This window comes from Staphylococcus sp. HMSC057A08, from assembly GCF_001812925.1.
Lineage (GTDB): Bacteria > Bacillota > Bacilli > Staphylococcales > Staphylococcaceae > Staphylococcus > Staphylococcus hominis.
This window is the reverse complement of sequence record NZ_KV810857.1, coordinates 44445-69556: the sequence shown is the minus strand read 5'-3', so window position 1 is coordinate 69556 and position 25112 is coordinate 44445. Positions and strand designations below refer to the sequence as shown.

Genomic DNA, 25112 nt, shown 5'->3' with positions numbered 1-25112 from the left:
TTATCCACGAATACGGCTATGATAGTAAATAAAATTGATACTATTTCATTATTGTTTTAGTACTAAAGAAATATAATTACGCTTTCTTATGCTTATTTAATTTACCTATCATCTTTTTATAACAATGCATAATTCGATGATGTATCTCTGCAAAATTGTCATCAATCTCAATCATCAATTGATGAGCGATAATATAGGCTTCATGGAATTGTTTCTTCGTAATTTGTCCATTTTTCAAAGCTAGTTCTAAATCATGTTCATCTACTAACTCATATTCGCCAGTGGATGGTAAAACTAGCACATCTAAAAATAAATCTAATGTTCTCGCGTTCCCTTTTTGAGTAATATTTTTAATGTTAATATCAAAATAGTACTCTAATGGATTCCCCTTATCATCAAACATTGCAGTAATACTATAGCGTTTTTTTTCCGGCAGAATTTGTAACCATTTATAGTTATTATCTACTACAACTACATTTTGATCGACCACCGTCACCTCTAAAGGCTCACGCACCTTTTTCATCGTGACCAAGCCAATAATACCTTTAAACCTATTATTATTTACCTTAACTTCTATGTAATCACGTTCAATTAGGCGACGCCAGTGACGTTTATCTATGTATTTAATTTTCACAAAGCCACCAACTCCTTGTCATTATTATATTAAACTAAGTAAACCATGTCATCTTATGGCATGTTTTATTACTTTTAACATATAAATTTATTAAATTTTCAATTTCATTTTACTATAACTATTAAATTTTTAGGTAAAATTGACAAAAACACTAAGTTTTGATAGTTTTATTCTATATTATCTGAAAATTCTAAATAAAAGGATCGTTTTTAATTATGACAGTTAGACCTTTTCGAGCAGATCACGTGGGAAGTTTATTACGTCCTAAGCGTCTAAAAGAAGCGCGATTTAAATTTAATAATAACGAATTATCTTTAGATGAATTAACACTTATTGAAGATGAAGAAATCGAACGTATTATTGAAAAACAAATTGAAATTGGTTTACATAGCATTACAGATGGAGAATTTCGTAGAAGTTGGTGGCATTTTGATTTTCTAGAGAATATTAATGGCGTTGAAGGATATACTCCTGATCATGGATTAGAATTCGAAGGTGTAGAAACACGTGCACATAATGTGAGAATTGTGGACAAAGTATCATTTAATCCAAATCACCCACACTTTGAACACTTTAAGTTTTTATATAAAAAAGTGGCTGGTCGCGCAACTGCTAAAGTATCAATACCTAGTCCAAATCAATTGTTCCATCCTAATATTTTAAACGAAACGATTTATCCTAATATAGAAGATTTTGCAAATGATATTGCAAAAGTTTATCATGAGACGTTACAAGCATTTTATGACTTAGGAGCACGCTATATTCAATTAGATGACGTATACTGGGCTGGTTTAACTGACGGTACTCAAAAAGTAAGAGGTCGTCAACGCTCTGAAGATGAAAAACTAAAAGCACGTGATTTAGCCTATAAAGTGATTAATAAAGCTATCGAAGGACTACCAAATGATTTAATTCTGACTACTCATATTTGTCGTGGTAACTATAAATCCACTTGGGCAATTTCTGGAGGATATGAAGCCATCGCCCCTTACCTATTTAAGGAAAATTTAAATGGTTTCTTTTTAGAGTATGATGATGAACGTTCAGGTGATTTCGAACCGCTTCGTTTCTTTAATGACAATGCTTATGCAGTTCTAGGACTTATAACCTCTAAAACAGGTGAATTGGAAAATAAAGAAACAATTAAAAAAAGAATTAAAGAAGCAGAACAATATGTAAATATTGACCATATCTGTATTAGTCCACAATGTGGTTTTGCTTCTACAGAAGAAGGCAACGCTCTAACTGAACAAGAACAATGGAACAAATTAGCCTATGTTGTAGAATTAGCTAATGAACTTTTTGGCACTGCTGAATAGAAAATGGTCAGAAATGTTGTCCTCTATCTCTTTTTAAAATAAATCTTTTTAAAAAAGACACTTCATTAATGTAGTTATACTTAACTCGATTAATGAAGTGTCTAATTATTAATACTCAATGTTTTTCAATGCATATTTTTGAATTATTCTGCGATATTGTGGATATGCTTCTGTCAACTCATCTTGTGTGAATAATTCAAAATACTTAAATTCAAATGCAGGTTGACACATACAGCCTACTAAACTATAACCTTCTGAATGAGGTACACTCGAAGCAAAAATGGTTCCTTTGGGAACAACATATTGTAGTACTTCTCCATGGTCTACATTTGGACCTAACAAGACACTACGATATTGGCCATCTTCAGTTAACATATGTATCTCTAGTGATACACCAGCATGATAATACCATACTTCATCAGCATCTATACGATGAAAATGCGAAATATCATCTGCTTTTAGTAAGAAAAGTATACTACTAAAAGATGCCCTTTCATCTTTCTTTACACCCTCCGGTCGAATAGTTTCTTTATAATATCCACCTTCTGGATGAGATTCCAAGTCTAACGATTGTATCCAAAACGAAGCCGTGTGTTTCACTATTTTAAGTCCACATTATGGAAAACATTTTGAACATCTTCTAAATCTTCAAGTGCATCAATAAGTTTTTCAAGTGTTGCTTGATCATCTGCTGAAAGTTCAATATCAGTCTGAGGTAACATTTCAAACTCTGCAATTTTAAAGTCTTCTACACCTGATTGACGTAGTGCCTCTTGTACTTGTGCAAATTGATCAGGTTCTGCATACACAATCGTCAAGCCATCTTCTTCAATCACGTCTCTTACATCTACATCTTGTTCCATCAATGTTTCTAGGACGTCATCAGCAGATTTTCCTTCAACACCAAACGTTGCAGTATGGTCAAACATATAAGCCACTGAACCAGATACACCCATATTACCACCATTTTTTCCAAATGCTGCTCTAACATCTGATGCTGTACGATTCACATTATTAGTTAAGGCATCTACAATAAGCATGGAGCCACTTGGACCAAATCCTTCATAACGTAGATGGTCATAATTTTCATCTCCACCGCCTTTAGCCTTATCAATGGCTCTATCTATAATATGATTTGGAACAGAATATGTTTTTGCTCTTTCTAGCACAAGTCTTAATGCTTGATTTGATTCAGGATCTGGCTCTCCTGATTTAGCTGCTACATAAATTTCTTTACCAAATTTTGCATATATTCTACTAGTATTTTTATCTTTTTGGGCTTTTTTTTCTTTAATATTATTCCATTTACGTCCCATATTGTCATCTCGCTTTCTTACTCAATAATACTTATTATATAGTATTAATAATTTATTGTCTAAATTGAAAAAAACGTTACTTCCTTATAAAAAATAAAATACTGACAAAGCATCCCCTTGTCAGTACTCTCCCAATTCATTTAGTTAATTATCTAAAAATCTTTCTACATCATTAAATAAAGCATTAAATTGATCAATATTAGATTTGTTCATATAGATAAAAATTTTACGTTCATCTTCTGTTGATCGAACTTTACTTAATTTCTCTTTTTCTATTAATCTGCGTATAGAAACAAGTAATTTTGTTCTACTTAATTCTAGTTCTTCAATTGCAACTTTTAAGAATGTTTGCATTAAAATTTGATCGTCTGCTGTGTATTCATAAGCTAATTTTAATAAAGCTAAATCATTTAAGGTTAGTTTGTATTCTTTCTCTATATATTCAGACAACGCTTTATATTGTTTATAGATTTTCAGCAAGCGATTTAATTCATCGTTACTCAAGCATTTGCACCTCCAATAAAAGCGAACAATTCAACATATATTATCCTTTAATTTTGGAGTTCTGTCTTTTGCATTTGTTTTGAATTTTTTGTTAAATTTACCAACAAACTCAAATATTGTTGTGCAAAACTTTTTTGAGATGAAATTTATTATTTATATATCTCAATTATATAAAGCCCGTTATAATCAAGTTTAATTTGTAATGCCTCTTTATTAAAGTTGTGTTCTCTAATTTTAAAAGAAGGATGTAATAAACGATTTACTTTCTTCAAGAATGTTTTAGACCATTGATAACGATTACGTATGTCTTCAGTAATAATATGATTAATATTGCCGTTATAATCATCAATCTGTTGAATTTTTATAAGATGATTTTTATTTGTCTTATGTTTAAAATCTACATATATATCAGTTTTTTCATAATTAGCATTTCGTGATTCACTTTCTAGAACACGCCAATCATATATAAATAGTATGAATTTATTTTCTTTTTCAATTACTATATAATGATCTTTAATGTATTTTGGTTCCTGACTAAGCGTCATGATATGGGCCATCATTGTTCCTAATATTGTTTTAAAACCTTTTTCATCAAAAAGATGTAAAGCATTAAATTGATGACTGTCCTGTCTAAAATTGAAACCAATACCGTCAAAGTGTTGAGCTGATTTAATATTTGTTTCTACAATTAACGGGGCACTACTATTTAAGTCATTATATTCACTATTTAAAAACACATGATTTTCAACATTTAAAAATATGATTCTTTGATTTTCTAAATCAATGTGATTTAAAATTTCACGTATATTTTGATAATGTAATATATTCTTTACTAATAAACGATTATTACCTTCTATTAAATAGGGTTGATTTAGTTTTGAATTATCAATAAACAGAAATTGGAAATTCACTCTTTTAATTTGCGATTCTAAAGTTTTAAATAAAACTGGATTATTTAGCAGGTTGCTAATTTCTAATCCAAAAGAAAACCGATTTGTTTTATGTTGTATTTTTAATATCATACGATAAATGGCTTTTAAATCAATCTTTTCTAAATCAAAAACAATACCTAATTCGTGATTTACATTTACTTCAACTTGGTGTATTTCAAGATAATCTAGTACATTTTCATATGTTATTTCAAGAAAATTAATTAGGTTTAAATCCTCAAGTTTAAAACTTATATTTAGATTTTTTCTAATAATATATTCAAATATTCGCTGAAGTTCTTTAACAGTGAAGTGTTCTTTTATTTCCTTCATATCCACTCTTACATAAATCATTAATGATGGACTCTCGTCAAGATAATCGATATATTTTTCTAAAAATAACAGTTTTATTTCTTCAATCGTATTGATTTGTACTACACATTGATAAGGTTTAATAAACGTATCTAATTTTGAATCGAGATATATTTTATGTTCTGTTTTCTTTTGATAATAATATTGTTGTGACAGAATTATATCTCTTATATTTTGTAGACTATCATCAATATGAGTTTCATAATCCATAAAAATCATTTTTTCATATTTATTACATGATCTATATTCATTTGGTGTCATTCCCATATAACTTTTGAACGTTTTAGAATAACTTGATGCATTACTAAACCCTACTTTTTCACTAATTAAACTAATCGTATCATTTGTTTTCAATAATAATTCAAATGAATTTGCAATTTTCAAAGTGTCTACATAAGTTTTAAAACTAATATTTAACAACTGTGTAAATTGTGATGATAAATTAGATTTAGATGTAAATAGATCAGATGAAACGTCTTTTAATGTTAATTTCTTTTCAATATTTTCGTTAATATAGTCTAATACTTCACTTAACTCCCCATAATAAGCATAATTATATTGATCATTAGCAATATCTATTTCAACACTACCTTGTCTTCCAATAATTTGAACAATGTCAACTATGTATTTGTTATCTTCTGAAACAGATTTATGATTAATATGATTCATTGTTATCTGTAATAATGCTTTTTTTATTGCATTAATAGATTTAACTAAATTAATTGAATATTTATAATCAAAGAAATTAAATCCTTCTTCTTTAAACCAATCACTTGCAATATAAATCATTAATGTTTTCTCATTATTATTAATTGAAAAAATATCTTTATTGTTTATGACGTAGATATCATTATTAATCGTCACTTTTTTGGCAAAATGTTGAATTTCTAATGAACCTTCTATTGGGAACAGCAATATGATACCATCTTGACAACGTGTCATTTGATATTCATGCTTAGTAAGTACGTGAAAATACCCATTAGACATATACTAACCTCTTTCTAATCTTGGTAGTCCTTCTTTTAATGTGTTTATATAAAAATGCTAATTTATAAGTGTTTAAATGTAAATCTATCACAACATTAATACTAAATCAAAAATATGTATAAAATTAAATTAAGTTTGATTTTGTATTAAATATATTTCATAATTATTTAAAAAAGATGCTCTATAATTGCCTTCTTACTTTAATAAAATAAACAGCTTAGACTACTCTTTATTTAAAATGTTTTGAAAACAATATGAGAACATCTTTTCTAAATATTCAACTTATTATAAATATGAATGTCTAGTTTTTAAAGCGGTTTGCTAAATTCAATATATCTTTAATGATGTTTAATAAATTAAGAAATAAATTAAACCCCATTTCTCTTGACGTAAATCTACCATGTTTCATGCGATTAAAATCAAATAATGTATATAGTAAAAACAAGACTAAACTAACCATTGTAATAACGATATGGAATATTGAATTATGAATAAATAAGCCAACTAGACTAGCAATAATAAGGGCAATTAACGTTACAAATAAATATTTACCTAAGCTAGAAGCATCATGAATAACAAAATACCCCAATATTCCAAATACAATGAATGCTATAATGGCTAACAATATATTTTTATAAAAAACCTCTGCTCCTAAATTTTGCATATACATTGAAAATGTTGCATACGATAATAAACCAATAATAATAGCATAGATATGCGAAATAATAAGACCATATTTACGTGCTCTTTTAATAAATAACGTCGCTAATACAATGACAAATAATGTAATTGATAAAGGACGTCGCCATTCTACAGGCAAATATTGACCTAAATAACAGCCAATCCCAAAAATAAGCCAATAATATGTAAAAAATAGCCAAACTTTACGATATGCATGGTTTTGTCGAGTATTATCTTTTGAACGTACGCTCTGATGTTGATGATTTACTAAATTTGAAGAACTTGACATCTTATACTCCTCTTTTAAATAGTGTCTTACAAATATTGTACAATATTTGTTGGGAATACAAAAATAGTATAATTTATTTACTTTTAAGTAAGCATCCTATCAAGAAAATATAAAAATTGTTACAAGTTTAAATCATTAAACACAATTCAACCTACTTCTTACATGATACGTACTTGCTTCAATTTTACTATAAGAAATATTACAAATTTCTTTTTAAAAAAATTTAATTTTATCTAAATAAAACTGTTAAAGACTACTGTATCAAGGTTTTTAACTATTTACAAAAAATAGTATTACTTTTAATAATATTACAAGATAATAACAACCCACATATTCTTATATTTTTTTGATAGTATATGCATGTGATATAAAAAGATGAATTATACAAATTTAACAATATTAAATTCTAAAAATAAATTTTAAAATTCAAGGAGGATACGTAGTTTGAAAAAGTTAGCTTTTACGTTGTCTATTGCGTCAGGCGCTGTAGCATTTTTCTCTCATCATGCTGAAGCTTCAACACAATATACTGTTCAACCTGGTGATTCCTTATGGAGTATTGCAAACAAATACAATATGCCTGTTGATGAGCTTAAACGAAATAATCACTTAAATGGTAATTTAATTTTTCCAGGACAAGTACTAACTATTAATGGATCATCTACTACTACATCAAGTAGTTTATCAAGTAAGGCTTCTACTACTTATACTGTTCAATCTGGTGATTCACTTTCTCGTATCGCTAATAAATATGGAACTTCAGTTACTGACTTAATGAATGCAAATAATTTTTCAAATTATTTAATTTACCCTGGTCAAATAATAAAAATTCCAAGTAGTTCGAGTACTACAAACTCATCGTCTACTACTGCTTCTCAAAGCACTGGTTATTCTTCACCAACCTTTAACCATCAAAATTTATACACTGCTGGTCAATGTACGTGGTATGTATTTAATCGTCGCGCTCAAGCTGGATCACCCATTAGTACATATTGGTCTGATGCTAAGTATTGGACTTATAATGCTGCTTCAGATGGTTATATTGTTAATCATACCCCTACTGTTGGATCAATTATGCAATCGACTGCTGGGTATTATGGCCATGTAGCATATGTGGAGCGTGTGAATCCAGATGGTAGTATTCTAATTTCAGAAATGAATTATACATATGGGCCTTATAATACAGATACTCGTGTGATTCCTGCTTCATTAGTTTCTAGCTATAACTATATTCATTAATATGATTCAAACCACAAAATAAGCTTGAGACATGTTTATGTCTCAAGCTTATTTTGTGGTTAATTTACCTTAAAGAAAAATATTTAAAATCCAAAATATAATTGCTGCTAAAATAGCAGAAATTGGCAACGTAATAATCCATGTAATAATCATACGTTGAGCTGTATTCCACTTTACACCTTTTGCACGATTTGATGCACCTACACCTAAAATTGATGACGATACAACGTGTGTTGTAGATAATGGGAAGTGTAATGATGAAGCAACGAAAATCGTTAATGCTGAAGATAAATCAGCAGCTGCTCCATTAGCAGGTCGTATTTTCATTATATTTCCGCCTACTGTTTTAATAATTTTCCAACCACCAATTGCAGTTCCTAGACCCATTGCTGTGGCACAAGCAATTTTAACCCATAATGCCGGTTCCACATTCGTTGGATCTTGTAAATTCGCTACAATCAAGGCAAGAGTAATAATACCCATTGATTTTTGAGCATCATTTGTACCATGTGAAAACGATTGAAGCGCTGCAGTAAACATTTGGAAAAAGCGGAAATTACGATTTGCTCTCGTAAGATTCGCATTTTTAAAAACAATTTTAACAATTGTATACATGATAAAACCAACACAAAATGCGATAATTGGTGAAATAATTAATACAATGATAATCTTAGTAAAACCTTGGTAATGTAATACTGTAAATCCCTGTGCAGCTATTGCAGCTCCAGCAATAGCACCGATTAAGGCATGCGATGAAGAACTTGGTATACCATATAACCAAGTCACCAAATTCCAAACAATAGCAGCGATAATAGCCGCTAATACTACTACTAGACCATTTTGTAATTTAAATGGATCTACGATATCTTTAGTAATTGTTCCAGCTACCCCTGTAAAAGTAAGTGCACCTATAAAGTTCATAACTGCAGCTAGAAAAATAGCTGTTCTTGGTGTCAATGCACGCGTAGAAACCGCAGTAGCAATTGCATTTGCTGTATCATGAAAGCCATTGATAAAGTCAAAGACTAGAGAAAATACAACGATAGCTATAGTGATGACTAATACATATTCCATAATTTAAAACTCCCTTAGCTATTTTTCATGATAATTGTTTCAAAGTTGTTAGCAACAGCTTGACATTTATCAGCGATATTTTCTAAGCTTTCGTAAATATCTTTAATTTTAATTAAAGTGATTGGATCTGTTTCACTATTAAAGATATGTTTAATTGATTGTCTTAATATACCATCACAATTTGTTTCAAACTCTTTAATATTAATTGAATGAATTCTCATGTGAGATAATTTTTTATCAACAAGTAAACCAACTGCTAATTTCATTTCAGCGACAGCTTTTTGAATATTGTCAACAAATTCAGCCATATATTCATCAGTATATTCAATTGAATACATTTCAAACATTCCAGATGTTTCTTCCATTGCATCAAGTACATCATCGATTGCATTACACAATGATAGAATGTCTTCTCGTTCAATAGGAGTGATAAATGTTTGATTTAAGTCGCTAATGACCTTGTGCATAAGTTCGTCACCATGTGACTCGTACGTTTTAATGTTATCAGAATAAGCTTTTAAATCTAAATGGGTATTAAAATCCATTTTCCCGAATTCTACAGCTGCACGGTCCAGATTAAATACCATTTCTTCTAATTGAACCATAAACTTATCCTTTTTCTTAGTAAACATTATAATGCCTCCATTTTAGCGATTGCTATCAATCACACGTTTATTATTTAATTTAAGACAATTTAAAAATGAGCTACATTTACAATAGCTTATTTTAAAACATTATTTAGAAAGCTTTTGTAAAGTTTATGTAAATATAATGTTATACCAATTACGATACACTTCTACTTAACACCTAATTTGTCTCTAATTGAAAATATCATAATTTTTTCATCTCTACAATAAATTTACAAATTCTTTACAAACTCGAAATATTCTCTCTTAAATTGAGTGATTGATTGTTCGCTTAGAATGATTATAAGCAATAAATGCAAACATACTATATACTATTGTATAAATAATCATAACTATAAAAATGGACATTTGATTTGTAAATCCTATAAATTTCATAAATACAAGTGCTGCAAAATATGCATGCAGCAAAGCAATAGCCAAAGGTAGTCCAAAGTTAAACGCCACTTTCAATTTTAGACCTCTAGCCATGTCTTTTTGAGTAAAACCTAATTTACGTAATATTGAATAATTTTCTAATTCATCTTCAGTTTCATCAATTTGTTTAATATAGATAATACATCCAGTTGCTATAAGAAATGCAATACCTAAAAAAGAACTTACAAATAATAAAATTCCTGTTAAACTTGAAATTTCGCTTGCTATCTGACTTCTAGTTTTTAAATTCTGATTCATGTGATTGATAGTCTTTTCTAATTTAGGTATATCTTTTGTATGTTTTAAATCAAAACCATGTTGAGAAATGATGTCCTTATTTTTAACATGTTGTTTTATAAATTGATAATCCCCATTATTAAGCACGAGTGTCGGTCCACCTAAATCTACACTCTCTTTAAAATAAACTTTATGAATCACTTTTTGAAGTTGAACTTTAGTATGATGTCGCTTCGTGCCAATCATTGTTGTTCCGTGTGGCCGATGTTTAGTTAATTCAGGAATAACATCTTCTGGGATAATTAAATCTGCTTGTCCTTTTTTCAAAGAAATATTTGAAAAGTAATCTTCACTTGTTATAGTCACCGAATAAGGTCTAGCTGCATTTACATCAAATAGATGATCTTTATATAAATGCGTGTACACTACTTGCTTATAATTATAGTTATATGCAATATGCTGTTGCTCTAATTGATATTTTAACTTCTCGGACAAGGTGTCGTTATTCGTTGTTACTTCATACGGTGATTCTAATAAAATTTCTTTACTTAAAGATCCTCGACTAATTGCTGCAAAACATAGGACAGATACAGTAATAGCAGAAATAATAGAAATGATTGTTAAAGAAAAAGCATTCTTTCTAATCCTAAACATTAATGAAGAAGTGAAAATAACATCATTTACAGTTACATTTCCACTTTTAAATGATTTAATTATTTTTAATATTAGAGACACTGAACTTCTGAAAAAGAAATAGGCTCCGATCACAGTTAAAAATAAAATAATAAAAGGTAATACGATATCATCTAATAATTCAACAAATCGTGTGGATAAATAATATCCTGCCAAAATGAAAACAATACCTAAAATTCCTAGAATAATTTCTCCAAATGTAATATGTTTACCTGTTTCATCTATATATTCTTCAGACTCCATTAATTGTGTAACAGAATATTTATTTAAGAAAATGATAGCTTGAAGAATAATTAAAATATATGCAATGATTAAAATAAATAAGGTTTGAATTATAGCGTCTACACTAAAAATAAGTGATACCGAGGTATGTATACCTAATAATTTCAATATAATCATAAGTAAAATTTTAGACCCAACAATCCCTATAATCATACCTAAAACTGCAGTGATTAAGAAAATAAACAATTGTTCTAACATAAACATATAAATAATACTTACTTTATTTAACCCCATAATCTGTAATAGGCCCAATTCGTAACTTCGTCTTTTAATAAAAAGAATATTGGTATACATAATAAAGACAACGATGATTATAAATAGAAAATAACTTCCTATTTTAGAACCCTCTCTAATAATAGATAAAGACTCATGTATATGGAGATGATGAACGTATTTAATCGTAATAAAACTAAAATATAAAACGGTACTAATGACTAATGAAAACATATAAATAGCATAGTGCTTAATATTTCTTAGGAAATTTCTCCAAATAATATAGCTAAAACTCATAAACCTTGCCACCTAATATACTTTGGGCTCTTAATATTTCTTCATAAAATAATTGTTTATTATCTTGTCCTTGATAAATTTCAGTAAATATTAAGCCATCTTTCAACATTACAACACGATTAGAAAAACTTGCTGCAAGTGGATCGTGTGTAACCATGATAATAGTTACATCATAGATTTTATTTATTTTTTCAAAACGTATGAGTAAATCTCTAGTGTTCTTAGAGTCTAAAGCCCCTGTTGGTTCATCCGCAAAAATAATTTTAGGATATGTAATAAATGCACGCGCTGCAGATGTTCGTTGACGTTGTCCCCCTGAGATTTCAGACGGATATTTATCACTAATATCATATATATTAAGCGCTTCAGTAATTTGTCTATAACGTTTATTCATTTCTTCCTTATTTAATTTAAGTACTGATAAAGGCAACATAATATTTTCTTTTACAGTAAGTGTGTGTAATAAATTATATTCTTGAAAAATAAATCCAATATCTTTTTTTCTAATTTCTGATAGTTCCCTATTTGATAACTTTTCCAATTGTTTTCCATTTAGTATGACAGATCCTTGTGATAAATAATCTATTGAACTTAAAACATTAAGTAATGTTGTTTTACCAGAGCCAGAAGGTCCCATAATTGAAACAAACTCTCCTGTTTCAATGTTTAAATCAATACCTCTTAACACTTCTTGTATCGTTTGTTTTGTCCCATATGTTTTAACAATTTGCTTTGCTTGTAATATTGTCAATTTAGAATGTCCCTCACTATCATATATTTTAACTATTGAATGATATAGATGAACCTGAGACGTCATTATAAAGTCTCAGGCTTCACCCAATGTTCTACTCACTTATGACACTAAAATGATATTTCCATACGCTTAATTTATGTATTTACTTTAAATATTATATAAGTTTTAGTTCAAACTTTTTATAGTAAAGTCCAATATCTTATTTCTATAAAGCGAACAATTATACTTATACTCTATTTTAACAACACTATTATGATAGACTTAATTTCTCTTGTGACATTCTTTCTATGACTTCGTTTTGAATAGGGAACGTTAAAATAAATGTTGTTCCTTCTCCCACCGTCGACTCGACCTCTACTTCAATACCTAATGGATGTCTTACACTTTCTACTAAGTATAAACCAATTCCAGAAGAAGTTGTTTCATTACGATTTGCGGTAGAAGTATAGCCTCTTTCAAAGATACGTGGTAAATCTTTAGCGCTAATCCCACGTCCATAATCAGTAATTTCTAAAGCGATATGGTCTTTTTTAGCTAACGATCGAATAACAATATCTTTTCCTTGAGAATATTTCAAAGAATTAGATAAAATCTGTCTAATCATCATGCGACACCATTTTACATCTGTAAATACTTCTGGATTCGTATCAAATTCTAATTCATAGCCAATACCTTTAACTTGACTGATATGACGAGTAAGTTGAATTTCTTCTATCACTAAACGTTTTAATGGTACTTTTTCGAAATACATATCTCTATTTTTAGATTCAAGACGTGTTAAATAAAGTTGCTTATCTAATAATTCATTCACTCTTGACCATTCATAAAGTAAGGCTTTCTTACGTTCCATATCTTCAGCTTGATCAATTAATAATTTCATTGCTGTAACAGGTGTTTTAATATCGTGAACAAATTCAGTTAACGATTGTTCCGACGCTTGTATATGAATTTGTTGTTCAGTAGCTCTTTCTTTGTGAAACAATAATTTACGATATAAATAGTCCACCATTTCCTGTTGAAATGGATTCTCAGCTAATTCTTTGTGTTTAATTTCTTCGATTTCCTTATTATTATAAAAATGTTGATATAATTTTACTTCTCTTAAAAAAGTAAAAACAAGAAATATACAAGTTAAACCTATATTTAATAGGACAATGTACGCTACACTTTCAATTGCCATATCATAGTCTATATATGCCATCCCTAAAAATACAAACTGTAAAAATATAATCCAAAATATCCAATTACTTCGTGTTTTAAGAAATAGCCAAAACCATTTCACATTACTCATGTGCCATATATCCTTTACCTACTTTTGTTTCAATTTCTGTTTCCATACCGATCTCAGATAATTTTTTTCGTAATCGATTTACATTGACTGTTAATGTGTTATCACTAACAAACGCTTCGTCATCCCATAACGCTGTAATTAATGTATCTCTAGTCACAATTTGATTTTGTTTTTGAATTAACATTTCTAAAATAATCATTTCAGTTTTAGATAAATAAATGATTTTATCGCCTTTTTGAATACTATCTTTTGAAAGATCGACTAGTGCATCTTGCCAATTTAATGTACGTCTTTCTTCTACGCCAAATTGATATACGCGTCGATAAATTGCTTGTAACTTCGCAATTAGTACGTTGGTATGAAAAGGCTTTTGCATATAATCATCTGCACCTAATTCCATACTCATCACTTGATCCATAGGATTATCACGTGACGATAAAAATAAAATAGGCACATTAGACACTTGTCTAATTTGACGACACCAATAGAATCCGTCATATTTAGGTAATTGCACATCCATTATAACGATTTCTGGCTGAACATTATGATATGTTTCCATTACGTTACTAAAATCATTGACACCATAAACAAAAAAATCCCAATTTTCTAATTCTTTCTTTAGTTGTTGAAAAAGTGTCTGATCATCTTCTACTAATAATATTTGCATATGTTTTCATCCTATCACTTTGTATATTTCATTTTTTCTCCTGATTGCACACGTCCATTGAAATGCCTAATACGACAATCAATTTCAAACCCTCTCATAATTAAACCTTGTACGGGAGCTTGAAAAAAATAATAGAGTGGCCATAACAATTTAGGAATATAATCATATAATTGAACAATTACTAAACGCGTTCCTTTAATTTGACGAAATTCCAATTTCCCTTGTTTTTTAGAACGTTTTTTTATAATTGAACCGCCTACTAAATTAAATGTAATTAAACGATTATCATTTACTTCTTTTTTCATTACTAATAGAGGCTTACACTCGTTACGAGCATATATTATATATCGATTTTCTATATATTTCGTGTGTAAAAATGTACCACGTGTATCATTCAGCCATTTAAAAAAATAAGCGACTAATTGTTCCAAAGACCATTTCCTAGGTAATATCATTCTTAATGCTGTCCGTATATCATTATATTTAGACATTTGTAACTCAACATTAATATGAGAGCGCTTGATATAGGTCTCAGTCGTTTCTACAGGAATACCATAGTTTTTTAAACACTGGATTGTCTCATTATCAAAGCGACTCCCCCTTACGTACAAAATTTTATTTATTCCTTGTTGTGCTGCTGCCCTTGCAAAATTATCGGCTGCAATGAGATTTAAATCACGTGCCGTTGCTTGAGTAAGCTTGGCAGAATTTTTATTAGGATCTAAATAAAATACTGCAATATTCATCCCTGACATTGCTGATTTAACATCTTCATAATTATAAATATCTTTTTTTAGCCATTTTATATTATGATTAAACTCTTTTTTTGTATTTGGATATTTAGATAAAGCAAACAAATTTGCATCATTTTCTATCGCACTACTAATATTCTTACCTATATATCCACTACCACCCGCTAATAATACATTAGGTTTCATTATTCTGTTACTCCTTTTTAAAATTCTAAATATGTATATTTTTTAAATAATTGGTATAATGTATGTTATATTACTATCTCAGGAGGAAGCCGAATGGCTCATATTATTCGTGAAATTAGTATAAAAGATACTGAAGCTTTGACAACATTATTAACTAAAATATATGATGAATCTGATTATACACTTTATAATCCTGGAGAATTTAACCCTAGTGTGTCTTCTATTAGTAACCTTCTAGAGCGCATCATCACTTCTCCGAGAAATACCATCTATGTAGCTGAAGAAGATGATCAACTCGTTGGATGTATATTCGTCACTACTGAAAAATATGAGCGTACACAACACGAAGCAGTTATTACATTTGGGGTTACTAAATTTTATCAAAAAAAAGGTATTGGACTTGCTTTAATTAATGCTGTTGAAGCTTGGGCTCTTAACCATAATATTAAACGTCTTCAAGCTTCAGTCGTTCCTGAAAATACACACGCAATCATGCTACTTAAAGGCGCTGGATTTAATATTGAAGGCGAACTTAAAAATAAATTACTGATCAACAATCAATATTTTAATAAATATATTATGGCTAAATTACTACTTTAATTACAATATGTATTATACGCTACGTTCAAAATGCAAAAAAGCAATTCGTGTTAATTACACGAATTGCCTTAGACTGTCTATGAGTTATTTAACTTTGTAGGCAGTTTTTTTATGGAATATTTATTTTATCAATTTTAAGCAATGTGATCTTTGTTATCACTTTTACGTAAATAGTATTTAATAAGCACTGCTACCACAATAAATAATCCAACTACGCCCATAATGTTATATAAGAAGTTGATTAAATCTGCAAAACCAACGAAACTTAAAATAAAGGCTGCAATCATCATAATAATAATAAATATATGATATTTTTTACTGTATGGCTCAGTGAAACGTGCAGCAAACGAATAAGTCAATCCTAAAATAGTATTATACATTACTGCTAACATAATCACTGTTAAAACTAATCCAAGCCATGGATGAATTTCATTCGCCAATTTTAAAGTTGGAATTTGTTCATTTTTAATTTGTGGATATTCTGATTGTAGTGCAAAGTTAATCAGTGCAAGTAAAACAGTATACACTACACCGCCAAATAAAGCACCGGCACCAGATACTTGACGTTTAGATGCATCTCCACCAATCGCTACAACCGTACTAAATCCTACAGCAAAAGCTAATCCACCGTACATTAATCCTCTAATAATACCTAAGAATAAACTTGGGTGATCTACTGTACTATTAACTTTACTGATAGAGATACTTCCAGCAAATAGATAATATATAGCAATAAGAACTACCATGACAATCAAGAATGGTGTAACGAAACCTAACGCTCTTACGATCTTATTAAAGTCTAATAATAGTGTTAAATAAATAACGACCGTCATAATTAACGCGCCAAGCCATGTAGGTATACCAAAACTTTCTTCGAACGTTGCGCCTGAACCTGCAATCATTGTTACAGCAATTCCAAATAAGAAAAAGACTAGAATATAATCAAAGATTTTACTAAATTTTTCACCAAATAAATATTGTAATGTTGATTCATGATTTGTTGCTTCAAAAGCCGTCCCAATTTTAGCGACTTGTCGCCCTATAAATCCTAAAATTAATCCTGATATTAACACGCCAATATATGACCATAGACCATAAGGCGTGAAGAATTGCATTACTTCTTGCCCTGTAGAGAATCCTGCACCTACTACAATCCCCACATAGGCAAAACCTATTTTTATAGATTCTTTATTCAACCCCATGTATTGATTAACCTCCTTATTTTTGACACATTCAAAATTATAACGTACTAATAATAATATGCAACAGTGCATAAACGTTGCGAGACAACGCTTATCCCTTCTAAGTACTAGTGTTAATACTCTTACAAACAATTTAAAAATTTTAATATTTATAATAATTTGTCACAAAAATTATATTTGAGTTACTAAGTAAAATATTATTAAAAAAAGTTAGATAAACTGAATAACCATGGCTATTCATTATCTAACTCTCTTATTTCACTATATTATTTTATTTTGAACTTCCAAATTTCTTTAATTCATCAAAATTGACTATAACATTATCCATGCGTTTAGCTGAATCTTTTAACACATTTCTTGCTACATGATTATTAGGATCTAATTTTAAAATTTGTTTAGCTACTTTAAACGCTTCAGAATCTGAAATAATTGGGTCGGGTATAGCATATAATAATAGCATTTGAAGCAAACTTTTTATTTCCTTACCATTTGTTAACTGAATAGAAGCATCTGCATGATAATATGCCGCTTCTAAAGCGCCTTCTACTTCACTCAAAGGATAGACTAATAATAAAAATGCTAAATCATGTAATTCTGCTGTTTCATTATCCTTCATCATATCTAATATACAAGTATAAAACATAATGTTTTCTTGTTCATGAGCACATGATATATACACTTCTTCGAATTCCATAAAATCAATATTGGACATTATATTTTTAATTTCTTCAAATTTGCCGTTCAGAACGTAAAATTTAATATCTTCTTGTAGCGTAATGTCCACCTACTTTCATCATCAATATCATGCTATTTATTTTATCATATTCATTTTGGATAATCATTTTATAACCTTTTTTTTTATATAAAAAAAACATCAAAATTCATCATTACTTATTTAAACGCTGTAGACTTAAATGAAGATCGATTCACTTCTTGAATCGCTTCATTAGCAGTTTTACCAACACTTAAAGACATTGCTGCTGTAAAGCTTCCTTCTACAATGGGTGCATTTACTTTGTAAATATGATACTTACCTTTATACATATCAATTGCTAAATCAATATTCATTTCTGATGATCCTAAATCATAAAAACATAATGCATCATCATCTAACTGATTAATCAATTGTTCAATATCATCATATGAAGTTCCAATTTCACCGTTTACTCCACCATAGGCAATCACATTTATGTCATTTGTCATTTTATTTAATAAATCTTTAGTTCCCTTAGCTATATCTTCACTATGACTAATAATAACTATAGTTGTCATCATTTCAACTCCAGTCAATCAATTAAATAACGAAATTAATTTTTTATTAAAGTGAATCTTAATCAGCGTATTTTCATTATAAAATAACTTATCTGAAAGCGCGAATATTTGTGTATCAGACAAAATATTAGTCATTGACTGCCTATATATTAAAAATGACTGAGATAGGTATCCAACATCATAATAATTGTAGCTATGTTGCTGAAGTTATAATGGATCTCACCTTTTTTCAAGTAAATTGTAAGTGACTAAAAGTGGTTTCCCTGTTCTAGGATCTTTTCCTAATACTGCATCTATATTAAACACACTTTCTAATATCTCTTTAGATATGACTTGGTCAGTAGGTCCATTATCTATAATTTGTCCTTCTTTCATGATTAACAAATAATCCGAAAATCGAATTGCCTGATTGATATCATGTAAGACCATAACGATCGTACACCCTAATTCTTTATTCAACTGTTGCACCAATTGTAAAATTTCTAACTGATGAGAAATGTCTAAGTACGTTGTAGGTTCATCAAGAAAAATAATATCTGTTTTTTGTGCTAAAGCCATTGCTATCCATACACGTTGTCTTTGTCCTCCACTTAAATCATTAATCGATTGATGACGAAATTCTGTAATGCCTGTTACGTTTAATGACCATTCAATTTCATCTTTATCTTTTTTAGATAATCGTCCAAATCCTTTTTGATGAGGAAAACGTCCATATGAAACAAGTTCTTCAACGGTTATACTATCAGTCACTGTTGGAGTTTGAGGTAAAATGGCAATTTTTTTGGCTACTTCTTTTGTAGATTGATGTTGAATGTTTTGATTATCAAGTAATACTTCTCCATTTTTCACTTCAATCAGTCTTGAGAGTGCTTTTAATAATGTAGATTTCCCACAACCGTTCGGTCCAATAATTGATGTGATTTTACCATCACGTATTTGAACATCTAATTCCTTTATAATTGTCGTATTTCTATATCCTATATCTACTTGAGAGGCATTTAAACGATTCATATATAGGCCCTACCTTTGTACAAAAAATATTTACGACATCTATTGATAATCGTTCTCAATTAATTATTACTAGTATACCATTTATACACAGTTTTGACTATTCTTTTTACTATGAGGCGATTATAAAAAATAACCCTAAAAATCTGAGATATACATAAAACACCTCAAATTTTTAGGGACCCTTTTTTATTCATCGATTAAAAAACCATTTCCATAAACATCACGCACGTCATGAATAACCAAGAAAGCATTCTTATCTATTTTTTTTATAATTCGTTTGGCACGAGTTACTTGAGTTTTAGCTACAACAACATACAAAACGTCTTTTTCTTCTCTACTATAATAACCATGTCCATTCAATATAGTAAGACCTCTACCAACTTGTTCATCAATGGCCTTAGCTACCTCTTCAGGTTTGCTAGAAATAATTGTCATTGCTTTTTTTGTATTAAGTCCTTCAATAACATAATCCATTACTTTCGTGCCTATATAAAGTGAAATCACAGTTACCAATGCTTTACTTAACGGTAGCACTGTTAAAGAAATGGCTACTACAATTAAATCAAAAAATAATAATGCGTATGCTGTACTAACATCTAAGTATTTATTAGCTATTCTTGCTAATATTGTTGTTCCAGCTGTAGTGCCACCTGCTAAAACGATTATTCCAATACCTAGTCCAACACTTGTGCCGCCAAATACTGCATTGATGATGACATTACCTGTTTCTACGTGCCATGATTCTGTAAGACTTAAAAAAACAGAAATAAGTACAGTAGCAATAATTGTTAATATCGTACTTTTTTTACTTAAAAATTTATACCCAATAACAATCAATATTGCATTAGCAACGAAATTAGTGAGCGCTGGTGAAATATGAAAAGCGTAATATAATACAATAGCAATACCTGTGACGCCACCTTCACCTAAATTACCTGATATAACAAATGCATTGACCCCTGCTGAAAAGATAAAAGAACCTAGTATAACTAAAAGTATATTTTTTATATTTTTGTTCAAAAACACCCACTCCTTTTACGACTATAACGATTAAAATGTTAGCACAGTCTCATCATTTCCTACAATATACTTTTAAAAATTAAATGTATTAATAAATTTTAAATATCTTAAAATATAAAGATTTAATTTAAATATGATACATAGTCATCTTTAAATCTAATGTACTAATAAAAAATACGTGGAAATTTTCTGAATTTTTCGTTTACTTATAAATATTAGTTTGCTATACTATGTATAACTTCTTAATTACAAGAAGTTATCTCCTTTGTGTTGTTTATAGTAACAAAACAAATTTTGCTCGAAGTACTGTGACAGTATCTAGTCCTTACCGTTACAAGTACATTAATATTCATTTCCCATAAAAACCAAGTATATAAAGTGTCTCCTCACTTTGCATGCTTGGTTTTTATCATGCAATAAAATGAATAATAAAAATAGGAGTGACATAGAATTCTTTTCGAATTCAATGTTCACTCCTAATGGTTACTATAAAATGATTTAATTTTTAATACTTTACCATGCAAATAAACCAACAAATGCTGCAGTAAGTAGTGAAACTAAAATACCTGATAATAACATCATCGGTACATATTTTGAAACAAAATCTGATGTTTTCTTATCAACTATACCCTTTAATGTACCAACAATCATCCCAATTGTAGAGAAGTTGGCAAATGAAACTAAGAATGTTGATATCACTGCGCGACGATGTGCACTATATGTATCAATTACTTTTGTAATTTCACCCATAACTACAAATTCGTTTGTGACGATTTTTTTGGACATCTGTTGTGCCACTATCCATGCCTCGCCCCATGGTAAGCCAAGCAATAAAGCAAATGGATACATAAAGACACCTAAGATTTGGTTTAAACCAAAGCTACCTTTCAGACCCATCCAACTGCCTACTAATCCAGTAATCAAATTAATAAAACGATCTAAAAAATCAGCCAACGCTACAAAACTAATAACAAAAGCGATAATAATTAATACTAATTTACCCGCATTTAATACTGAATCTCCTAAAAATGAGAAGAAAGGTTGACGTTCAATTTTTTCATCATTATTAATGCTATAGATAATATCTTCTTTTTCTTCAACAGTGACAGGATTTAAAATAGAAGCCACAATAATTGCATTAATAATATTTAAAGGAATCGCCGTTAACACTAATTCACCAGGAATCATTTGAACATAGGCACCTACAATAGCTCCAGAAATAGAACTCATTGACATCATTGCAACTGTTAATACACGCATTTCATTCATACGCTTAAGTTGTTCGTTAGAGACTGCAAGCGCCTCTGTATTTCCTAAAAACATCATTTCGATACCAAAGAATGATTCAAATTTAGGTTGACGTGTGATTTTCGCAAGTACAAAACCAATTCCTCCAATAATTTTAGGAAGAATATTAAAATACATAAGAATATCAAATAGTGGAACAACTAATAAAATTGGAAATAATGCACTCACTGCCATATCCATTTGTTTACCACTTGTAAAACTACTGAATGCAAAACCTGTTCCAGTATGAGCTGATTGAATAATCCAAGCAATGGCAGCTGCTAAACCTTCAACAATTGATCTTCCAATTTGGAAATATACAAAGAACCATGCTAAGAATACATTTAAAAGAGCTAAGATTAATATAGATTTCCATTGAATATGTTTGCGATTCCTAGAAAATAAAACTGCTATTCCTAAAAATACAAGTAATCCAATGATATTTATTAGTAAAAACATAAGACACCTACCCACATTTTAAAATTAATATGTATCACATTACCCTTAAATAGAACCGTACTATTTTCATAAAATGACAACTAACGTTCTGTAAAAAGTACATTTAACATTATACCATGAGAAAATGTTCGTTAAAATAACATATTTAATAAAATAGTTGTCTATTTCTTTTTTTTGTTGTTATTTATCATAAACACCATTTAAACTTAATACGGTTATATAGAAAAAGAATGGGAAAACGAATTTAAAGTAACTATTTCCCATTCTTTATATTATTTGATTTTATGATTCATTTTCATGAATATCATTATTAATATAGTCTGCTATAAATTGAGAAGATTGACCTTTTTCAATTGAACAAAAATCATTATAGAACGCTTCAATTTTATCTTTATATTTTTCTTTATGTGTATCTAAATATTTTAATTCTTCAGCAAGTTTAAATTCATCTGTAATAATTTCTCCTGGTAAATCTTCCATATAATTCATATAGAAGCCACGAAGACCTTTATCGTATTTTTCAATATCATAAGCAAAGAAAAATTGAGGACGTTTCAAAATACCATAATCAAACATCACTGACGAATAGTCAGTAATAAGCGCATCAGATATTAAATATAATTCTGAAATATCATTATAATTTGAAACATCAATAGCAAAATCATCGTATCCAGTTAGATCTAATGCATTTGCAATAAGATAATGCATTCTTAGTAAAATGACATATTCATCTCCAATTTGCTCTTTTAAATTAGCTAAATTTATTTTCAAATCAAATAAATATTGACCTTTTTTAACGAATTCATCATCTCTCCAAGTTGGCGCATACATAATAACTTTTTTATCTTTCGGTAAATTTAAATCTTTTTTAATTTGTTCTATATACTCAGTATCATTTTGTCTTGTAACTAATACATCATTTCTTGGATAGCCAATTTCCCAAATTCTTTCTTCATCCATCCAAAAAGCAGATTTAAAGATATCCGTAGAATAACGGTTTGGAGATACTAAATAATTCCAACGAGATGCTTCTGTATAAAAATTCTTTTTATAATTTGCTGTTGTTGTTCCTGGCATTCTTACCACTTTCATATCATTTGCTAAACGTTTTAACGGTGTACCATGCCAAGTTTGAATATACACTTGATTCTCTTTTTTATTTAAATACAATGGTAATCGAGCATTTGAAATCCAGTATTTCGCTTTAGCATAGGCTTCATAATATTCTTTGGATCCTTTTTTCACCTTAGTTGCATTTCCAGGAATAATATTGTTATTAGGCTTAGAAAAGACCCAAATATAATTATATTGTGGATAGTGTTGTTGCATATATTCATATATGTACTTTGGACTATCACTGTAATTTTTGCCACCAAATGACTCAAATACAATCGTATGTGGATCTACTATATTTTCATTATCTGTAAGTTGATATTTAGCACGTTCTTTCATCTTACTGTTTGTAAGAATACTTTTAAATAAACGTGTTTTTTTACGTAATTCATTCACATATCTTGCATTCTCAATGTCATTCATAGATAAAAACATGATTTCAAGATTATATAACAACTTACCATCTTTAATGATATTCCATTTTAGTGCTTTTACTACTTTAACTAGAGTGTCCTCTAAAGCAATATATCTTGCTTTAATATCTCTAAGCGAAGGATCAAACCCTTTTTTAATTTCATTTTTCATTCTTTGGACTAAAAATTTCTTAACTTCTTTATTTGTAGTTCTTTGCATAGCATCAAAGAAACTATTTGTATAGTCTTCAAATTTATCAATAAAATCTTGATCACTTAGTGTATTACCATTAAATGGATCATATACTTCACCACGATAATAAAACGGAAAATTAACAATTCTAACAAAATGTTCAGCATATTTCAGATACTCTAATACAAATGAATTATCAGTAAAAATGCTTAAATCTTCATTAAATTTAATGTCATGTGCTTTAATAATTGCATTTCTAAATAAAATATTACATACAGTTTCTTTTCTTAAAATTGAATTAGGATATGAATGGTGTGATCGATACTGCAAACGTATCTTATCCTTGTCTACATATTGAGGACGTTGCATTGTAAATTTGTGTATCGGCGCAATTAATGTATCTAAACCATTGATATGATTCAAATAATATTCAATAGCATATGAGGCTAATTGATCATCCGCATCTAAAAACATCACGTATTGACCTTCTGCTGAGTCCAAAGCAATATTTCTAGCATGTGCATGACCAGTATTTGTTTCAAGTTGAATAAACGTCACATCTTTATCATAAGATGCTAACGTTTTATTTAAGATTTGTGTTGAATGATCCGTAGAACCATCATCTACAATAATAATCTCAAAATCTTGATTCCTTTGATTTTTTAAGCTATTAATACAATCTTCAATATATTCTTCACTATTAAAATATGTAATAATTATTGATAGTTTATTCAATATCATTCTCTCCAATTTTATTTATGTTTA

23 protein-coding genes are annotated in these 25112 nt (G+C 29.2%); 3 read left to right on the top strand and 20 right to left on the bottom strand.

The window, feature by feature from the left end; genetic code table 11:
- Window positions 1-76: 76 nt before the first annotated feature.
- Complete coding sequence (locus tag HMPREF2881_RS07560; RefSeq protein WP_002449585.1) at window positions 77-634, bottom strand: ribonuclease FAU-1 family protein; 558 nt, start codon at window positions 632-634, stop codon at window positions 77-79.
- 215 nt (window positions 635-849) lie between these two features.
- Here HMPREF2881_RS07560 and HMPREF2881_RS07555 point away from each other — a divergent pair, with 215 nt between their 5' ends.
- Window positions 850-1953 (top strand): 5-methyltetrahydropteroyltriglutamate--homocysteine S-methyltransferase, encoded by a 1104-nt coding sequence (locus HMPREF2881_RS07555; RefSeq protein ID WP_002449566.1) that lies wholly within the window; start codon window positions 850-852, stop codon window positions 1951-1953.
- 108 nt (window positions 1954-2061) lie between these two features.
- On the opposite strand, the gene HMPREF2881_RS07550 is transcribed toward HMPREF2881_RS07555, so the two are convergent.
- The 5 genes from HMPREF2881_RS07550 to HMPREF2881_RS07530 form a co-directional block, all read right to left on the bottom strand.
- Window positions 2062-2553, bottom strand: coding sequence for a cupin domain-containing protein (locus HMPREF2881_RS07550; protein ID WP_002449582.1), 492 nt, complete (start codon window positions 2551-2553; stop codon window positions 2062-2064).
- Window positions 2553-3269: a YebC/PmpR family DNA-binding transcriptional regulator gene (locus HMPREF2881_RS07545; protein ID WP_002455657.1), complete on the bottom strand. Its 717-nt coding sequence runs from the start codon at window positions 3267-3269 to the stop codon at window positions 2553-2555. Before HMPREF2881_RS07545 ends, HMPREF2881_RS07550 begins: the two co-directional genes overlap by 1 nt.
- Window positions 3270-3413: 144 nt before the next feature.
- Window positions 3414-3773, bottom strand: a complete 360-nt coding sequence (locus HMPREF2881_RS07540) for a transcriptional regulator, SarA/Rot family (protein WP_002449574.1) — start codon at window positions 3771-3773, stop codon at window positions 3414-3416.
- A 149-nt stretch (window positions 3774-3922) separates the two neighbouring features.
- Window positions 3923-6061 (bottom strand): helix-turn-helix transcriptional regulator, encoded by a 2139-nt coding sequence (locus HMPREF2881_RS07535; RefSeq protein WP_070653682.1) that lies wholly within the window; start codon window positions 6059-6061, stop codon window positions 3923-3925.
- Between the two features lie 301 nt (window positions 6062-6362).
- Complete coding sequence (locus tag HMPREF2881_RS07530) at window positions 6363-7031, bottom strand: Bax inhibitor-1/YccA family protein (protein WP_002449555.1); 669 nt, start codon at window positions 7029-7031, stop codon at window positions 6363-6365.
- A 444-nt stretch (window positions 7032-7475) separates the two neighbouring features.
- Between HMPREF2881_RS07530 and HMPREF2881_RS07525 the strand changes: the two genes are divergently transcribed.
- The gene (locus tag HMPREF2881_RS07525; protein WP_002488573.1) at window positions 7476-8270 is read left to right on the top strand and encodes a LysM peptidoglycan-binding domain-containing protein; all 795 of its coding nucleotides are present in this window, start codon (window positions 7476-7478) and stop codon (window positions 8268-8270) included.
- A gap of 69 nt (window positions 8271-8339) precedes the next feature.
- Here HMPREF2881_RS07525 and HMPREF2881_RS07520 read toward each other — a convergent pair whose 3' ends face one another.
- From HMPREF2881_RS07520 to HMPREF2881_RS07490, 7 genes are all read right to left on the bottom strand, one after another.
- Entirely contained in the window at window positions 8340-9344 is a 1005-nt protein-coding gene (locus HMPREF2881_RS07520; RefSeq protein WP_002449135.1) for an inorganic phosphate transporter, read from the bottom strand.
- Window positions 9345-9358: 14 nt separating this feature from the next.
- On the bottom strand, window positions 9359-9976 hold the full coding sequence (locus HMPREF2881_RS07515; RefSeq protein ID WP_002449132.1) for a DUF47 domain-containing protein: 618 nt from the start codon (window positions 9974-9976) through the stop codon (window positions 9359-9361).
- Window positions 9977-10237: 261 nt separating this feature from the next.
- Window positions 10238-12127 (bottom strand): FtsX-like permease family protein, encoded by a 1890-nt coding sequence (locus tag HMPREF2881_RS07510; protein WP_002488578.1) that lies wholly within the window; start codon window positions 12125-12127, stop codon window positions 10238-10240.
- Window positions 12117-12878: an ABC transporter ATP-binding protein gene (locus tag HMPREF2881_RS07505; protein ID WP_037556016.1), complete on the bottom strand. Its 762-nt coding sequence runs from the start codon at window positions 12876-12878 to the stop codon at window positions 12117-12119. The genes HMPREF2881_RS07510 and HMPREF2881_RS07505 overlap by 11 nt, the downstream gene beginning before the upstream one ends.
- 253 nt (window positions 12879-13131) lie before the next feature.
- On the bottom strand, window positions 13132-14172 hold the full coding sequence (locus HMPREF2881_RS07500) for a sensor histidine kinase (protein ID WP_002449136.1): 1041 nt from the start codon (window positions 14170-14172) through the stop codon (window positions 13132-13134).
- Window positions 14165-14839 (bottom strand): response regulator transcription factor GraR/ApsR, encoded by a 675-nt coding sequence (gene graR, locus HMPREF2881_RS07495; RefSeq protein ID WP_002455663.1) that lies wholly within the window; start codon window positions 14837-14839, stop codon window positions 14165-14167. The genes HMPREF2881_RS07500 and graR overlap by 8 nt, the downstream gene beginning before the upstream one ends.
- Before the next feature lie 14 nt (window positions 14840-14853).
- Window positions 14854-15777, bottom strand: coding sequence for an NAD(P)H-binding protein (locus HMPREF2881_RS07490; protein WP_002449152.1), 924 nt, complete (start codon window positions 15775-15777; stop codon window positions 14854-14856).
- Between the two features lie 93 nt (window positions 15778-15870).
- Between HMPREF2881_RS07490 and HMPREF2881_RS07485 the strand changes: the two genes are divergently transcribed.
- On the top strand, window positions 15871-16377 hold the full coding sequence (locus HMPREF2881_RS07485) for a GNAT family N-acetyltransferase (protein ID WP_002449127.1): 507 nt from the start codon (window positions 15871-15873) through the stop codon (window positions 16375-16377).
- Between the two features lie 134 nt (window positions 16378-16511).
- On the opposite strand, the gene HMPREF2881_RS07480 is transcribed toward HMPREF2881_RS07485, so the two are convergent.
- The 7 genes from HMPREF2881_RS07480 to HMPREF2881_RS07450 all read right to left on the bottom strand — a co-directional run bounded on the left by HMPREF2881_RS07480 (window position 16512) and on the right by HMPREF2881_RS07450 (window position 25082).
- Complete coding sequence (locus HMPREF2881_RS07480; protein WP_002449130.1) at window positions 16512-17579, bottom strand: YkvI family membrane protein; 1068 nt, start codon at window positions 17577-17579, stop codon at window positions 16512-16514.
- 271 nt (window positions 17580-17850) lie between these two features.
- Window positions 17851-18363 (bottom strand): hypothetical protein, encoded by a 513-nt coding sequence (locus HMPREF2881_RS07475; RefSeq protein WP_002449151.1) that lies wholly within the window; start codon window positions 18361-18363, stop codon window positions 17851-17853.
- A 107-nt stretch (window positions 18364-18470) separates the two neighbouring features.
- Window positions 18471-18851 (bottom strand): dihydroxyacetone kinase phosphoryl donor subunit DhaM, encoded by a 381-nt coding sequence (gene dhaM, locus HMPREF2881_RS07470; protein WP_037554496.1) that lies wholly within the window; start codon window positions 18849-18851, stop codon window positions 18471-18473.
- 219 nt (window positions 18852-19070) lie between these two features.
- Window positions 19071-19862 carry an ABC transporter ATP-binding protein gene (locus tag HMPREF2881_RS07465; RefSeq protein WP_002449150.1) on the bottom strand — a complete coding sequence of 264 codons (792 nt, stop codon included), beginning with the start codon at window positions 19860-19862 and terminating at the stop codon, window positions 19071-19073.
- Window positions 19863-20048: 186 nt separating this feature from the next.
- The gene (locus HMPREF2881_RS07460) at window positions 20049-20882 is read right to left on the bottom strand and encodes a YitT family protein (RefSeq protein WP_002449141.1); all 834 of its coding nucleotides are present in this window, start codon (window positions 20880-20882) and stop codon (window positions 20049-20051) included.
- Window positions 20883-21395: 513 nt separating this feature from the next.
- Complete coding sequence (locus tag HMPREF2881_RS07455; protein ID WP_002488576.1) at window positions 21396-22628, bottom strand: NupC/NupG family nucleoside CNT transporter; 1233 nt, start codon at window positions 22626-22628, stop codon at window positions 21396-21398.
- 282 nt (window positions 22629-22910) lie between these two features.
- On the bottom strand, window positions 22911-25082 hold the full coding sequence (locus HMPREF2881_RS07450; protein ID WP_002449137.1) for a bifunctional glycosyltransferase/CDP-glycerol:glycerophosphate glycerophosphotransferase: 2172 nt from the start codon (window positions 25080-25082) through the stop codon (window positions 22911-22913).
- Window positions 25083-25112 lie beyond the last annotated feature (30 nt).

What these genes read in the sequence shown, in the direction of transcription:
- HMPREF2881_RS07555 (WP_002449566.1), top strand. Translation starts at nt 850, where the DNA reads ATGACAGTTAGACCTTTTCGAGCAGATCACGTGGGAAGTTTATTACGT.
- HMPREF2881_RS07545 (WP_002455657.1), bottom strand. Translation starts at nt 3,269, where the DNA reads ATGGGACGTAAATGGAATAATATTAAAGAAAAAAAAGCCCAAAAAGAT.
- HMPREF2881_RS07535 (WP_070653682.1), bottom strand. Translation starts at nt 6,061, where the DNA reads ATGTCTAATGGGTATTTTCACGTACTTACTAAGCATGAATATCAAATG.
- HMPREF2881_RS07530 (WP_002449555.1), bottom strand. Translation starts at nt 7,031, where the DNA reads ATGTCAAGTTCTTCAAATTTAGTAAATCATCAACATCAGAGCGTACGT.
- HMPREF2881_RS07520 (WP_002449135.1), bottom strand. Translation starts at nt 9,344, where the DNA reads ATGGAATATGTATTAGTCATCACTATAGCTATCGTTGTATTTTCTCTA.
- HMPREF2881_RS07515 (WP_002449132.1), bottom strand. Translation starts at nt 9,976, where the DNA reads ATGTTTACTAAGAAAAAGGATAAGTTTATGGTTCAATTAGAAGAAATG.
- HMPREF2881_RS07510 (WP_002488578.1), bottom strand. Translation starts at nt 12,127, where the DNA reads ATGAGTTTTAGCTATATTATTTGGAGAAATTTCCTAAGAAATATTAAG.
- HMPREF2881_RS07500 (WP_002449136.1), bottom strand. Translation starts at nt 14,172, where the DNA reads ATGAGTAATGTGAAATGGTTTTGGCTATTTCTTAAAACACGAAGTAAT.
- graR (WP_002455663.1), bottom strand. Translation starts at nt 14,839, where the DNA reads ATGCAAATATTATTAGTAGAAGATGATCAGACACTTTTTCAACAACTA.
- HMPREF2881_RS07490 (WP_002449152.1), bottom strand. Translation starts at nt 15,777, where the DNA reads ATGAAACCTAATGTATTATTAGCGGGTGGTAGTGGATATATAGGTAAG.
- HMPREF2881_RS07485 (WP_002449127.1), top strand. Translation starts at nt 15,871, where the DNA reads ATGGCTCATATTATTCGTGAAATTAGTATAAAAGATACTGAAGCTTTG.
- HMPREF2881_RS07480 (WP_002449130.1), bottom strand. Translation starts at nt 17,579, where the DNA reads ATGGGGTTGAATAAAGAATCTATAAAAATAGGTTTTGCCTATGTGGGG.
- dhaM (WP_037554496.1), bottom strand. Translation starts at nt 18,851, where the DNA reads ATGACAACTATAGTTATTATTAGTCATAGTGAAGATATAGCTAAGGGA.
- HMPREF2881_RS07465 (WP_002449150.1), bottom strand. Translation starts at nt 19,862, where the DNA reads ATGAATCGTTTAAATGCCTCTCAAGTAGATATAGGATATAGAAATACG.
- HMPREF2881_RS07455 (WP_002488576.1), bottom strand. Translation starts at nt 22,628, where the DNA reads ATGTTTTTACTAATAAATATCATTGGATTACTTGTATTTTTAGGAATA.